At 48.1% G+C, this 13960-nt stretch carries 13 protein-coding genes, 1 tRNA gene and 1 pseudogene; 11 read left to right on the top strand and 4 right to left on the bottom strand.

Annotation, left to right across the window (positions count from 1 at the left end; all coding sequences use genetic code 11):
• Positions 1–321 precede the first annotated feature (321 nt).
• Positions 322–1080 (top strand): LuxR C-terminal-related transcriptional regulator, encoded by a 759-nt coding sequence (locus tag A8O23_RS14240; protein ID WP_153042215.1) that lies wholly within the window; start codon positions 322–324, stop codon positions 1078–1080.
• Positions 1081–1206: 126 nt separating this feature from the next.
• On the opposite strand, the gene A8O23_RS14235 is transcribed toward A8O23_RS14240, so the two are convergent.
• Both A8O23_RS14235 and A8O23_RS14230 read right to left on the bottom strand, forming a co-directional pair.
• A complete protein-coding gene (locus A8O23_RS14235) occupies positions 1207–1977 on the bottom strand; it encodes a T9SS type A sorting domain-containing protein (protein WP_082883072.1) in 771 nt (256 codons plus the stop codon).
• An 89-nt stretch (positions 1978–2066) separates the two neighbouring features.
• Positions 2067–2142 (bottom strand) — tRNA-Phe (locus A8O23_RS14230).
• A 182-nt stretch (positions 2143–2324) separates the two neighbouring features.
• Between A8O23_RS14230 and A8O23_RS14225 the strand changes: the two genes are divergently transcribed.
• The 4 genes from A8O23_RS14225 (at position 2325) to A8O23_RS14210 (ending at position 7309) form a co-directional block, all read left to right on the top strand.
• Positions 2325–3677: a (Fe-S)-binding protein gene (locus A8O23_RS14225; RefSeq protein ID WP_066622379.1), complete on the top strand. Its 1353-nt coding sequence runs from the start codon at positions 2325–2327 to the stop codon at positions 3675–3677.
• Between the two features lie 129 nt (positions 3678–3806).
• The gene (locus tag A8O23_RS14220) at positions 3807–4580 is read left to right on the top strand and encodes a (Fe-S)-binding protein (RefSeq protein WP_082883086.1); all 774 of its coding nucleotides are present in this window, start codon (positions 3807–3809) and stop codon (positions 4578–4580) included.
• A 277-nt stretch (positions 4581–4857) separates the two neighbouring features.
• Positions 4858–5340: a hypothetical protein gene (locus A8O23_RS14215; protein ID WP_066622375.1), complete on the top strand. Its 483-nt coding sequence runs from the start codon at positions 4858–4860 to the stop codon at positions 5338–5340.
• A 31-nt stretch (positions 5341–5371) separates the two neighbouring features.
• Positions 5372–7309, top strand: a complete 1938-nt coding sequence (locus A8O23_RS14210; protein ID WP_066622373.1) for an OmpA family protein — start codon at positions 5372–5374, stop codon at positions 7307–7309.
• 184 nt (positions 7310–7493) lie between these two features.
• Here the strand turns inward: A8O23_RS14210 and A8O23_RS14205 are convergent, their stop codons facing one another.
• Positions 7494–7697 carry a hypothetical protein gene (locus A8O23_RS14205; RefSeq protein WP_066622371.1) on the bottom strand — a complete coding sequence of 68 codons (204 nt, stop codon included), beginning with the start codon at positions 7695–7697 and terminating at the stop codon, positions 7494–7496.
• Between the two features lie 340 nt (positions 7698–8037).
• Here A8O23_RS14205 and A8O23_RS14200 point away from each other — a divergent pair, with 340 nt between their 5' ends.
• The 3 genes from A8O23_RS14200 to A8O23_RS14190 all read left to right on the top strand — a co-directional run bounded on the left by A8O23_RS14200 (position 8038) and on the right by A8O23_RS14190 (position 10408).
• The gene (locus A8O23_RS14200) at positions 8038–8241 is read left to right on the top strand and encodes a hypothetical protein (protein ID WP_153042214.1); all 204 of its coding nucleotides are present in this window, start codon (positions 8038–8040) and stop codon (positions 8239–8241) included.
• A gap of 148 nt (positions 8242–8389) precedes the next feature.
• A complete protein-coding gene (locus A8O23_RS14195; protein WP_066622369.1) occupies positions 8390–9559 on the top strand; it encodes an AIR synthase related protein in 1170 nt (389 codons plus the stop codon).
• A gap of 153 nt (positions 9560–9712) precedes the next feature.
• Entirely contained in the window at positions 9713–10408 is a 696-nt protein-coding gene (locus tag A8O23_RS14190) for a DUF4476 domain-containing protein (RefSeq protein WP_066622365.1), read from the top strand.
• 223 nt (positions 10409–10631) lie between these two features.
• Here the strand turns inward: A8O23_RS14190 and A8O23_RS14185 are convergent, their stop codons facing one another.
• Positions 10632–11108: a DUF4293 domain-containing protein gene (locus A8O23_RS14185; RefSeq protein WP_066622364.1), complete on the bottom strand. Its 477-nt coding sequence runs from the start codon at positions 11106–11108 to the stop codon at positions 10632–10634.
• 69 nt (positions 11109–11177) lie between these two features.
• On the opposite strand from A8O23_RS14185, the pseudogene A8O23_RS14180 reads away from it, so the two are divergent.
• The 3 genes and pseudogenes from A8O23_RS14180 to truA all read left to right on the top strand — a co-directional run bounded on the left by A8O23_RS14180 (position 11178) and on the right by truA (position 13952).
• Positions 11178–12384 (top strand): annotated as a pseudogene (locus A8O23_RS14180) (acetyl-CoA C-acyltransferase).
• A gap of 215 nt (positions 12385–12599) precedes the next feature.
• Entirely contained in the window at positions 12600–13043 is a 444-nt protein-coding gene (locus A8O23_RS14175; RefSeq protein WP_066622363.1) for a hypothetical protein, read from the top strand.
• 105 nt (positions 13044–13148) lie between these two features.
• Positions 13149–13952 (top strand): tRNA pseudouridine(38-40) synthase TruA, encoded by an 804-nt coding sequence (gene truA / locus A8O23_RS14170; protein WP_066622362.1) that lies wholly within the window; start codon positions 13149–13151, stop codon positions 13950–13952.
• Positions 13953–13960: the final 8 nt, after the last annotated feature.

The following is a 13960-nucleotide window of genomic DNA, read 5'->3' as shown; positions in this document are numbered from 1 at the left end:
TTTCCTTCAATAAGGGCGTGCATATGCTTATGATAAAAGATCTTGCTGGTGAGGTGGTTGCAGCTTCCAGTCTTCTGCTGGAGATACAGCTGTAGAAGTTTTAGCCCATTTTATAGTTGCTTCTTCAGGCTATAGGTGCAATAGATGCTCGCAGATTTTGTACTTCTGTTTAGTAAACATCACCGCATCTTTACTGGTTATGCTCTAAAAATAAATAGGTTATGAGTGAAAAATACCTAAAAGTGAGGATTTCACTGTGCAGTTTTATTGTCTAATCTTGCAAGTTGGGGAATTCAGTATTACTCAGACAAAGGAAAAGACATGGCACAACCTAATCAGCCTACTATTGAGGTATTTCAGCAGATCTGGCAAAACCAGCCTTTCGATTCTACTTTCAAAGACTTCAAACTAAAAAAATCGCCACCTGAAGAGGCTGTATCTGTTTTTACGCTAGGGTCTCAGTTCCTCTACCTGCACAACTGCCAAACCCTTCGCATTACCTATATAAGCCCGAGTTTTACCGAGATAACCGGATATGCCTTTGAGCCGACAATTGAGTTCATGTATGAGATCATTCACCCCGATGACCGGGAAGCTGTTATAAAAGCGACCTGGCTTTCAATTGACTTCTCTGTTCTCTACAAGAACCTGCGCCCCCTGCAAGATGTCTTTTCCATTGACTATCGGCTAAAAACAGCCAGCGGGCAATATATAAGAGTGCAAAGGCAAGATGCGGTGTGGGAAATGGACCGTTCCGGGAACATAACCAAAACGGTGTCTCTGTTCACCAACATCACCGACAACAAGAAATCTAACGACATCCAGTTCGGGTACAACCTTCCGGCTTTTAATGACTACCTGCAAAACAACAAGGAGATTTTGCAGGTGGTAACGCTAAGCCAACGGGAGAAAGAGATTCTGCGGTTATTGGTGAAAGGCAAAAACAGCCGCGAAATTGCGGAGATGCTGGGTATTAGTGAAATGACCGTAAACACCCACCGCCGGAACATGAAAAGTAAACTGAGCGCTAAAAGTACCGCCAAACTGCTGCTGTATGCGCTGGAGCAGGGCTTAAACTAGAAGCTAGCTCCCGTGGTAAATATCATTGGGCAAAAATGCAGGAAGTGAGCAAGTTCCTGTTTTCCTGTGTCTTATGCTTAGACTGCCTGTCGTTTACGGCCTCTCTTCTTTTTGGGCTGTATAAAATTATCTAATAACTATAAACCGTTTAGAGACAACAGGGGAGTCTGCTGTAACTATTTTATAAAAATAGGTGCCGTTATGGTAGGTAGAAGTATTCAGTAATAGGTTTCCAAAGGTGGCGTCCACGGTAAAGTATTCTACTTCCTTACCAGTAGAATCATAAATATGAATAGAAGCCTTGTCGTTTCCATTGAGGTTATATGGAATATTAATTTGATTTCCTGCGGGGTTTGGAAAAGGGGAAGCGACATTGGAGGTGTTGGCTTCTCCTTTGGCGGATAAGGGGATGCTGCCAGGCAAGGAGTAGACCATGCCGTTTCTGATACCATTGCCAATGGAGCCACTCAAAAAAAGCTTCATTCCGGTAGACGTTTTTATTAATTCTGGAGATTCATCGCCAGATTCAGTTTCAAGTAAAACAGTGCCTGATTCATCAAGTATTCTAAATAGTCCTTTCCCGTTACTTTGGTTGTAATAAAGCATGCAGTACTCAAGGCCAGCGTCCACATCAAAAAGCTTGTCAGACACGAGAAGATGTCTTAAAAATGAGTACTCAGCAACAGCAGGAACTGTTAGCTCTTTTAGTAGGGAATGATTTTCTGAGTAGATTTTTAATAAGCCAGAGGAAGTGTTGAGGCTACTGTAAATAACGTCTCCGTTTGATAAGAAATTATAATCTATTCGATTATCAGAATACGTATGTTCAAGAGTTATCTGTGCCTTAACAATTGTAAAAGAGCAAAAGAGAAGTGCTGAAAGTAAAAGTTTTCTCATAAATGTAAGATTAGAAGGAATAGAGAAGATTTATTGATTTGTAGCAAACAAAAATCCCGCTCCATTTCTGAAGCGGGATTTTTATATGCTGGTGGTGATGATTGGAATCGAACCAACGACACAAGGATTTTCAGTCCTTTGCTCTACCAACTGAGCTACATCACCAGCACCTTTTAGAGACCATTCCGGAGGTATTTCGCTACCGTTCTGGTGAAAAAGTATGCAAAGGTAAGCAGCCAGCGCATATTTGCAAAACATAATCGTAAAAAATCTTTTATACCCTTTTCCGAATACTTTGCTAAATTCGTTCGTATTAGAAGCAATTTAGAACCTTAACGCCCCGTCCTGTGATCAGTAGTATAGCCTTTGTCATTGTCGCTTTGTTAGGTATCGGTCTGTTTATTTGGCAGATACGGAAAATTGCCCAGAACATTAACATGGGCCGCGATAAGGAAATAACAGGTAACGTTTCTGAGCGAATCAAAATACTTTTATTGGTGGCTTTTGGCCAACAAAAAATGTTTAAGCGGCCAATTCCGGCTATTCTACACCTGTTTGTATACATCGGTTTCCTGGTGATTAACGTGGAGCTGATTGAAATTTTGATTGATGGCACCTTTGGCACGCACCGGGTGCTGGGCGTGTTGGGGCCGGTGTACAGTGTGCTTATGGCCATAAATGAGGTGCTGGGTGCGCTGGTGATTATTGCCTGCGTCATCTTTATTGTACGCAGAGCCACCGGCAACGTGCCGCGCCTATCCACGGGACCTGAAATGCGTGCCTGGCCTAAAGTAGATGCCTACACCATTCTGGTGACGGAGATTGTGCTCATGCTGGCGCTGTTTGCGTTTAACATTGCCGACCTGAAACTGACCCAAATGGCGGGGCTGGAGATTAAGGGTGCCTTTCCGGTGAGTTCTAACTTCATTAATTTGTTCGGCAGCGATGAGCAAACTCTCAAAGTAATAGCGGGTATTGGCTGGTGGGTGCACATTGTGGGTATTCTAGCCTTTATGAACTACCTGCCTAGCTCTAAGCACTTCCACATCATCATGGCTTTCCCGAACGTCTATTATACAAAGCTAGAGCCAAAGGGCCAGCTCAGTAACGTAGACAGCATCACTCACGAGATTAAAGCCATGTTAGACCCCAGCTACCAGGTGCCGCCGCTGCCCGAGGGAGCCGATCCGCAGAAGTTTGGGGCCAAAGACGTGGAAGACCTCACTTGGAAACAGCTCATGGACGCCTACACCTGCACCGAGTGCGGCCGCTGTACCAGCGTTTGTCCGGCCAACATTACCGGCAAGCTGCTTTCGCCCCGCAAAATTGTGATGGACACCCGTGATCGCATGGAAGAGAAAGGCCACTCACCAATCATCTTTGCGCCGGCTAATTACAAAGAAGAAAGTGAGCGCGTGCAGGTAACCGAGGAGAAAACACTGCTGCGCGGCTACATTTCGCCAGAGGAACTGTGGGCTTGCACTACCTGCAACGCCTGTGTAGAGTCTTGTCCGGTTAACATAAATCAGCTTTCTTCTATCATTGACATGCGCCGTTATCTGGTGCTGGAAGAATCTGCGGCACCGGCGGCCTTAAATGCCATGTTCAATAACATTGAGAACAACGGCGCACCCTGGGCTTTTTCACCTAGTGACCGCTTTAATTGGGCAGATGATTTGTACATGACATCGAAAAATTAGCCACTACCACTGCGGTTGCCTAACAACCATTAGCAATTGTGCTGCATGCAGTATAAATTAGCACAAGCACATTGTCTTACTAGCACCAAACCTGAAATGTCAGAAAAAAAACAGATACAAGTACCCGTCATGGCCGATATGGCTGCCCGAGGAGAATCTCCGGAAGTGTTGTTTTGGGTAGGCTGCGCCGGCTCTTTTGATGATCGCTACAAGCGCGTTACCCGCGATTTCGTGCGGATTCTGGAGCACGTGGGCATAAGCTATGCGGTCTTAGGCATGGAAGAAAGCTGCACCGGGGAGCCAGCCAAACGAGCCGGAAACGAGTTCCTGTTCCAGATGCAGGCCATGACCAACATTGCTACCTTAGACGGTTACGGCATAGAAACCATTGTAACGGCCTGTCCGCACTGCTTTAACACCATTAAAAATGAGTATCCGGCATTGGGCGGAAACTACGAGGTTATTCACCACAGCACGTTTTTGCAGAACCTGATCAATGAAGGAAAAGTGAAAGTAGCCGGCGGTGAAAGCTTCAAAGGTAAGCGCATCACGTTCCATGACAGCTGCTATCTGGGCCGTGCCAACAATATTTATGAAGCCCCGCGTGAAGTGTTAGCATCTCTTGATGCTGATTTGGTAGAAATGAAGCGCAGCCGCGCCAACGGACTTTGCTGCGGTGCCGGCGGAGCCCAAATGTTCAAAGAGCCTGAACCAGGTTTTAAAGATATTAACGTGGAGCGCGCCGAAGAGGCCGTTGGTACTGGAGCTGCCATTATTGCCAGTGCCTGTCCGTTCTGCATGACCATGCTCTCTGACGGCGTTAAGAGCCAGAACAAAGAAGACAGCGTTCAAGTCTTTGATATAGCCGAACTCATTGCCCAGGCCGAAGGGTTGAACCGATAGCGGTTAACAGTAAGCAGTTAACAGTTATCAGTGTTTAGTTGGGTTTAGCAAACTCACCCATTTGTCCTCCTTAAAGGCCTTGTGGGCGAACTAATGAACCGATGGCTAATACAACGTGAAGCATATAACCCTTGTTGGTGTTATCACCAACAAGTACACCAACAACAACGCGATTTTGGCCTTATTTTCAGAAAACAGGCCTAAAACAGAAGATTAAATAAAGGGAAAAGTCTTAAGTCTTATCTTAATACTTGTGTCCCTAAATAATCACAAGATTATGTACGTACCATTTAATGAGTTACCGCCGCACAGCCGCATATGGGTGTACCAGCTTAGCCGGCCTCTCACGCAAGAGGAAGAAGAGCGCATGAGCCGTAGGTTGGTAGACTTCGTAACGGAGTGGAGCAGCCACGGCAATAATTTACAGGCGTCTTTTGAAATACGCGAGCGCCACTTCCTAATTTTGGCCACCAATGAGCAGGTAGCTACTGCCAGCGGTTGCTCCATTGATAAGTCAGTGGCCTTTCTAAGGCAATTAGAGCAGGAGTTCAACGTTGGATTCTTTGACCGGACACTGGTAGCTTTTCATCAGGAGGGAGTGGTGCATACCGTGCCGCTGCCCCAAATGAAAAAAGAAGTATCTGAGGGTGCATTGTCGCCTGATACTCTATATTTTAATACCTTAGTGGCGACAGTGGGCGATTTGCAGAACCAATGGCTGGTGCCCGCAAAAAATTCATGGCTGGCTCGCTACTTTTAAGTTGTAGCAAGAGCCTTAACCCAAGCAGTGCATGATGCGAAAGTTTAATATTCTCCTGGTTTTAAGTGTAGGTCTGTTATTGGCGGCGACAGCCTGCGGTCCGTTTAAAAGTGCGGTAAAAAAAGGAGATAAAGATTTTGCCCAAGGCGAATACCAGTTAGCCGTTGAACATTACCAGGCGGCGCTAAAAAAAGGCAAAAACCTGGGGGCGGTAAATTTTAAGCTAGCAGAGGCGTACCGCATGTCTAACCGCTTGGGGCAAGCCGAAGAATATTATAAAGCGGCCATTGACAACGGTCTTAAAAACGAAGAAACCTTGTTCCGTTACGGAATGGCTTTAAAAGCCAGCGGCAAGTATAACGAGGCATCCCAGCAACTGCAGAGTTATTTGTCTGTAGCGGCAAACCGCACCTACATTAGTGTTGCTAAGCGCGAAGTGGAAAACCTGAAAATGCTGCCTTCTATCCTGAACACGCCCACTTACCAAGTGGTAAAACCGGTTTCAGCGGTGAACACAGCGGCTTCAGAATTTTCGCCAGTGGTACGGGAGGGACAGCTGTTGTTTACCGCCACCCGTGAACCAGTACAATACAAAGGCAACGGCGAAGGCTTTCAGAACATTTACCAGGTAGCGTTAGCCGATACCGGAGCAGTGGCTGCCGAAGGGGCTGCTTTAGCGCCCTTACCAGGAGCCGCAAACGCCGAAGCCCGTCATGATGCCTCCCCTACCTTTGTAAACCAAGGCCGCACTATGGTGTACGCCCGCAGCAACACTGGAAAAAGGAGCGGCCGTAACAATGTAGATCTTTATATCTCTAATTTTAAAACAGGAGAATGGTCAGAGCCCACCATGCCAACCAGCATCAATGAAGATGATGCCTGGGATGCGACTCCTGCTTTCTCACCAGATGGCCGTACGCTTTACTTCGCCTCAGACCGTAGAGGTGGCCAAGGCGGCAACGATATTTGGAAAACAACATTAGACGCCAGCGGCCGTTTCTCGCGGCCTGTGAATTTGGGTCCTGCCATCAATACTCCCGGCAATGAAAGTTTCCCTTTTGTAGCTGAAGATGGCACTTTATATATCTCTTCAGACGGACATCCGGGGTTAGGCGGTTTAGATATTTTTAAAGTGAGCGGTGATTCTGTCATTAACCTGGGAGTGCCCATTAATTCAGTTGGCGATGATTTTTCAGTATTTTTCACTGGCGAAGACGAAGGCTTCTTTGCCTCAAACCGCAGTGGCGGACAAGGCGGTGATGACGTGTACTCGTTCCGGAAGAGACAACCAAGGTTGGTAGAATTCTATGTAGATGGCCGCGTGCTAGGTCGTAACGAAAAAACCAAGGCCACTTCTCCCATGCCCAATGTTCGGGTAACCCTGCAAACTCCAAATGGGCAAGAAGTAGCGCATACTACTACAGATGCATCCGGTACTTTCAGTTTTAAGTTAGACACCGCCAGCACCTATTCGGTTTTAGCCGAGAGAGACGGTTTCTTCGCTGCCCGGCAGCCTATTGTTACCCAAGGCAAAACTCCGCCGCAGGAGCAGCTGACCAAGCCATTGACAGACATCAGACTCAGCACTACGCTTACCTTAGAACCTATTATCCGGAACAAAGCCATTGTGGTGGAGAACATCTTCTACGACTTTGACAAAGCGGACATTAGGCCAGACGCGGCGCTTGAGCTGAACAAGCTAGTGCAGACTTTGAATGATAACCCAAAAATTACCATAGAGCTCAGCTCCCACACAGACTCACGTGGTAACGACAAATACAACCAAGACCTGTCGCAGCGCCGGGCTCAGAGCGCGGTAGATTACATTATTTCCCAAGGGATTGATGCTAGCCGCATCACTGCCCGTGGTTATGGTGAATCGCAGCCGGTAGTGCGCAATGCCAAAACCGAAGAAGAACACCAGCGCAACCGCCGCACCGAGTTCAAAGTAACCCGGATAGAGGAATAGCCACACTAGAAGTAAACAAAGGAAGAAGGGGCTGTGTACTTAAATACACAGCCCCTTCTTAATTAGCGCCTGCCTGCGAATGTCAACATTTCAGTTTGTAGGTTAACGACTTTTACTTTTAGTTAAGGCTTTATACCTCAAAAAGAAAAGGAGATGGCGCAGCGCGGATGTCTTTACCCAAGCACTACAGAAGCAGAAAACCAGCAGCAGTAGCCTTACCAGCCATGGGGATGAGCGCCTCGCTTTGAGCGGTGCCGCGCCAGCGGCAAGACCGAAGGTTTAGTGAAAAGGGCAGTGCGAATCCACAGGGCGAGGCCTCGCGGCCGTGAGCGTACGGAGCCAGAGCAACGGAGAAGGCCGTCCTTTGGGGCTTTGGATCAGCCGCCATCACGCCAGCTCGGCAGCGGGAAAGAATGTACGGGCAGGTCGCGACCTGTCCGCCGCAGTGGCCAATGCGTTACTGACAGCTACGAAACTTCCTCGTTAGATCCCTCGGCGAGTTCGGGATGACCGCAAAAGAGAAGAATCAGGATACGTGGACCGGCAGATGTAAACATCCCCCTTCGCCCCCTTCAAAGGGGGAGTATCAGCAATATTTAGTTCAGGAATATGTCTGCACAGGGGCTATAAGCAGCAGAAAGAAGATGGCAGAGCCTGTAAGTTATTCTCCATCTCTTCGACTAATTTTAAAACTGACTTCAGAATCAAATCGAATCAAAACAGAAACCATGTACAGCAGAATCATCTTTACACTGGCCATTGTCCTGACTACGTTAGGGGTGGCAACTGTTTTCTTTGAAATACCAGTGCTGGAAGAGTACCCGCCGTTCAGTATGGGATTTTTTAAAGGATTTTTGTTTGGGCTGGGTCCAACTTTGTTTGTGTCTGGTTGGGTGCGCCGTCAAAAAGAGCGAGAAGAAACTGCCCGATAAATGGTAGCGTGTAAAATGAAATAGAAAAAGCCTCTCAGAACCGAGAGGCTTTCTTATTTTTGCCCTTCGGAAAGGCAGGTGCGTTTTACCCCTGTTTTCTGAAAATTAGCCCTAAAACGGCTTCTACTTTTTTTATCCTCAGCCTACCATGAAAAACCGGTATTTGCAGCGCGGCGTTTCGGCGTCTAAAGAAGATGTACACAACGCCATCAAAAACATTGATAAAGGCCTTTTTCCGCAGGCTTTCTGCAAAATTATACCAGACTTATTGGTAGGCGACCCAGAGTACTGCAACATCATGCACGCCGACGGGGCCGGCACCAAATCTGCGCTGGCGTATCTATACTGGAGAGAGACAGGTGATATTTCCGTCTGGAAAGGTATTGCCCAGGACGCCATTGTCATGAATACCGATGACCTGCTGTGCGTGGGCGCCACCGAGAACATTCTGCTTTCCAGCACCATCGGGCGTAACAAAAACCTGGTGCCCGGTGAGGTAATTGCCGCCATTATAAACGGTACCGAAGAAGTGCTGCAGATGCTGAGAGACAACGGCATTGGTATTTACAGCACCGGTGGCGAGACCGCCGATGTGGGGGATCTGGTACGTACTATTATTGTGGACAGCACCGTCACCGCCCGCATGAAACGCAGCTATGTGATCTCGAACCACACCATTCAGGCTGGCGATGTGATTGTGGGTTTTGCTTCTTACGGACAGGCTACCTATGAAAGCGAGTACAACGGCGGCATGGGCAGCAACGGTCTTACCAGCGCCCGCCACGATGTTTTCGCCAATTACCTGGCCCAAGCCTATCCCGAAAGCTTTGACCCAGCCGTGCCTTCTGATTTGGTTTATTCCGGCAGCTGCAAACTCACCGATGTAAATGAAGAAACGGGCTTAACGGTGGGCAAGCTGGTGCTGTCGCCAACCAGAACCTACGCGCCGTTGGTGCAGGCAATCTTAAAAGACTACCGCAGCCAATTGCACGGCATGGTGCATTGCAGTGGCGGCGCCCAAACCAAAGTGCTGCACTTCACCAAGAATGTACACATTATTAAAGACAACCTGTTGCCGGTGCCGCCACTATTCAGGCTCATACAGGAGCAGAGCAACACCAGCTGGCAGGAAATGTACAAGGTCTTCAACATGGGCCACCGTCTGGAGCTGTATGTGCCGCAGGAAATTGCACAAGACCTCATCAGCATCAGCCAATCTTTTAACATTGACGCGCAAATAATTGGTAGAGTAGAAGCCAGCCAGAAGAACGAGCTTACCATCAAGAGCCCATACGGCGAGTTCTACTATGAAGGCTAGCAGATAAAAGAATAGGAGTTTGAAAGAGAGGCCTGTTTTTGCGCTGTTTTGCAAAAAGTAGCGTAAAAACAGAGTAAGTGCATTATGCTGAATATAGGTTTGGCATAATACTTGGATATGCGCTTTCATAGATAACTCTCAAATTCTATCGCCATGAAACGCCTTTACTTTTCTTTAATCGCTTTTCTTTTTGTTTCTCTGGCTTGGGCTGGCTCCAGACATGATGCCGCTATTCTGGTAGAAAGCCAGCGTGGTGAATTATTTCAGCTTGCCATTGGCGGGCGTATGATCAACCCGGTAGCGCAAAGAAGAGTAGCCGTAGGCGATTTACCAGCCGGAAGGCACTTAGTAGATGTGCGTGTGCTAGTCCCCGGCTTCAGACCACAGCGCATTAGGGCAGAAGTAATTTTGCGTGATGGCTACGAAGCTGTTTTTGTGCTGACGCCTGTAAGGTACGGAAGAAGGTTGTTGTTGCAGAAGGTGGAAGAGCTGCCCCTGCACCGTCCGGCACTGCCCGCACCGGCCCCAGATCCGGCTACCAATCCAGATATTTGCCGCTACATCATGAACGAAGAGGACATTAACCGCACCCTCCGTTTCATGAAAGAAGAAGGCTTTGACGACCGCCGGCTGGAAATAGCCAAAGGCGAAATCAGGCTAGCAGGCGGTATTTTAACCGATGACCTGTACCTGCTCCTGAAAGAAATCAGGTTTGAAGACCGACGTATTGCCTTGGCCAAATATGCCTACACCTATGTGTGCGACCAGCCCAAGTTCAGCCGCGTGTTTGACGCCTTCGAGTTCCCCAGCAGCCGCCGCGAAATGCAGGATTTCCTGTATAGCAGGTAAACTTTAGACACAAGACACAGGACGTAAGACACAAGATTTTAATCTGCGGGACTAGTTGGAGTTTAACTCAAGAAAAAATCCTAAACAAGTTAAGCCTGTTTTCAGCTTGATTTTTAAAAATCAAGCTGAAAACAGGCTTTGCAATTCAGGATAAAAAGCTCTAAAAGGTTTGGAGCTACAAGAAAATCTTGTGTCTTACGTCCTGTGTCTTATGTCTAACAAATTACCGCAGACGATCCATTGACCGTACCAAATCCTCATCACGCTTGATGAAGCGGTTGGCTAGCACGTTGCAAAGCAAACCTACGGCCGGAATGTAGAAACCAGCTAAATAATCTCCTTCGGATTGAGTTTTCACCAGGTCTTCGCCTACGTAAGAAGAGAAGTAGAAAATGCAGCCCATCAGGCCAGCCATCACCAAAGAATTAAGCATACCCAATTTCATTTGGGTAAGGCGGTTCTTGTACTGGAAAATCTCGTACAAGGCAATGGCTGCGGCGGCTACGGCTAAAATAGCAATGAAAATGGTGTTGGTGGTGGCCGCTCCTTCAGCTGCGTCTACCGGACCTAACTGATATGCGTTGAGCACATATTCCTGACCCGAGGCAGGATCGGTTTTGGCCCACATTGGTAAGTACAGCAGGCTAATCATAGCCAATACTATCAAAAACAGAAACACGCTTTGGACTCTTTGGATCATATAAGGGTTTTTTAACTTGCAGAGAATTGTAAAATTGGTGTTGCAAAGCTACACAAAACTTGGAAAAACATGGCGCAAGAAGCATATATCATAGACATAGTACGCACACCGGTAGGTAAATACGGAGGTTCCCTCAGCACCGTTCGGCCAGATGATCTGGTTGCGCACGTGATCAAAGAGTTGATGGCTCGTAATGCTGAAGTCAATCCGGAAGAGGTGGAAGAAGTCATTTTAGGCGCCGCAAACCAGGCCGGCGAGGACAACCGTAACGTAGCCCGCATGGCCGCTTTGCTGGCTGGTTTGCCCGCGGAAGTAGGCGGAGTAACCGTGAACCGGTTGTGTGCATCGGGCTTGCAGTCTATCGCCGATGCCGCCCGTGCCATCAAAGCCGGCGAGGGCGACGTGTTCATTGCCGGAGGTGTAGAAAGCATGACCCGAGCGCCTTTTGTGATGGCTAAGTCAGAGTCAGCTTGGGGGCGCACGCCCGAAATCTACGACACTACCATTGGCTGGCGCTTCACCAATCCGGTATTGTCTAAACTGTACCACCCATTCGCTATGGGGGAGACCGCCGAGAATGTAGCCAAGAAATGGAACATTTCCAGAGAAGCGCAAGACGCCTTTGCTCACCAATCGCAGACCCGTTACCAAGCAGCAGCCCAAGCGGGCAAATTTCAAGATGAGATTGTACCGGTACCGGTGCCTCAGAAGAAGGGAGAGCCGATTATGTTTGATTCGGATGAACATCCGCGCCTGTCGCCTATAGAGAAGCTGGCGGAGCTGAAACCTGCCTTCACCAAAGAAAATGGGACGGTGACTGCTGGGAATTCCTCTGGCATAAATGATGGTGCTGCTGCCGCCTTAATAGTAAGCGGTGATTTTCTGCGCAAGCATAATTTAAAGCCTATGGCTAGAATAGTGGCATCGGCGGTGGCTGGGGTAGATCCTGGGTGCATGGGCATTGGGGCCTGTGCCGGCTACGCAAAAGGTGCTGCAGCGTGCGGGGCTGGAAGTAAAAGACCTTGACCTGATTGAGTTGAATGAAGCATTTGCGGCGCAGGCCGTGGCTTGTATGCAGGAACTTGGGTTAGAAGAAGAGAAAGTAAACGTGAACGGTGGTTCTATTGCCATCGGGCACCCGCTGGGAGCCAGCGGCACACGTATCACGGCTACCCTTCTTCATGAAATGAAGCGTCGTCCCGAGGCTAAATACGGCTTGGCCACCATGTGCGTAGGCGTGGGGCAGGGGCTGGCGGTGCTGTACGAGAAATGCTAGGCTTAAGCAATAACTGAGACTATAGCAGTAAAGGCTGCAAAATAAGGTAGCTGCAGCCCCAGAACCTACCTAAGTTAATCCCGTTTATTTAAGATAGACGGGATTTTTATATCTGTCTGTCAATAGGTTAAAAGCAAGCGTCATAAAGGTTTTAACTATTGACTTGGTCTGGCACGGGTGTTGCAAAGACTGAGTCATATTTAAATCTTAGAAAAATGAAACAGCTTGTCTTTATCTGGATACTAGGTTTGTTCTTGCTTGGGAGCGAGGAAACCTTCGCACAAAATAAACTCTACCAACGTGATGCCGCCAAAAGAGCAAAACAGTTAGAAAAGGTTGAACGGCAGCGCGCCAAAGCAATTGCCAAGGCAAACAAGGCAGATGCGAAGTACCAGCGGCAGTTTGCCAAGGCCAAGGAAAAATATGAGCACGACTTGGAGAACCTGAGGCTCCGTTACAACCGCAAACAGCATCAGCTGGTCAACAAATATGAAAGAACTGGAGCTGCCCCGCTTGAGTTGGAGCGTAAGATGCAGGCATTGAAGTCTGATTATGAAGCTGACCGGGCTACACTGCGAGACCGCTATGAACGCGACCGTAACAAACGGCAACTGGCGTGGGAAGCCTCAAGGCCAAAGATTTCACTTATTACACCGTAAGTTTTAAAATTACTACCATAGCTGGGGCGGCTTCTGAAAAGAGCCGCCCTTTTTTTGTGTGCGCTTGTAGGAAAGTTGCTTGCCACGGAATCTGTATCTTTGTGCATGCGGTATTTTTTAGACGTGGCGTATGACGGAACTCGTTTCCATGGTTGGCAGGTGCAGCCCAATGCCCTAACGGTACAAGAGGTGCTAGATGATTGCCTGCGCAAGGTGTACCGACTGGAAGAAGTAGAGACCATAGGCAGTGGCCGTACCGATACCGGCGTGCATGCGCGCCAGCAGTGGGTGCACGTAGACCTTCCCCAAGTGCTAAATACTGAGGAAATAAAGTACAAGCTCAACCGGATTCTGCCTCCAGACATAGCCATTCAAACAGTTTGTGGGGTAGGGCCAGAAGCACATACCCGCTTTGACGCCGTCAGCCGGACGTATAAATACCACATCACCTTAGAGAAAAATCCGTTTCTGGTGCATCAGGCTTATTATTTGTCCAGAACGCCAGATGTTAGCTTATTGAACGAGGCTGCCCAAGTACTGCTGGAACTGGAAGATTTTACCACTTTCTCAAAAGTAAAAGGAGATACCAAACACTACCGCTGTACTATCATGCATGCTCAATGGCAGCAAGAGGAGGGGCAACTGGTCTTCACCATCAAAGCTAACCGGTTTCTGCGCGGCATGGTGCGGTTAGTAGTGGGTACACTGTTAGATGTGGGCAAAGGCAAACTGACGGTGGCGCAGTTTAGAGAAGCCATAGAAAAACAAGACCGTAGCCTGGCCAGTGGGGCCGCTCCTGCCCAAGGACTTTACCTGCACCGCGTTGAGTACCCTGAGCAATACTTTGCCGTGCAGCAAGTACTCTTCGAAAAAGTGGCAGCAGAAGAAGCAACTAAAGAAAAGGAGTAAAATTATCT

The organism is Rufibacter roseus, from assembly GCF_001647285.1.
GTDB classification, from domain to species: Bacteria; Bacteroidota; Bacteroidia; order Cytophagales; family Hymenobacteraceae; genus Nibribacter; species Nibribacter roseus.
Note: the sequence above shows the minus strand (reverse complement) of the source record. Positions and strands in the feature narration are given on the sequence as shown.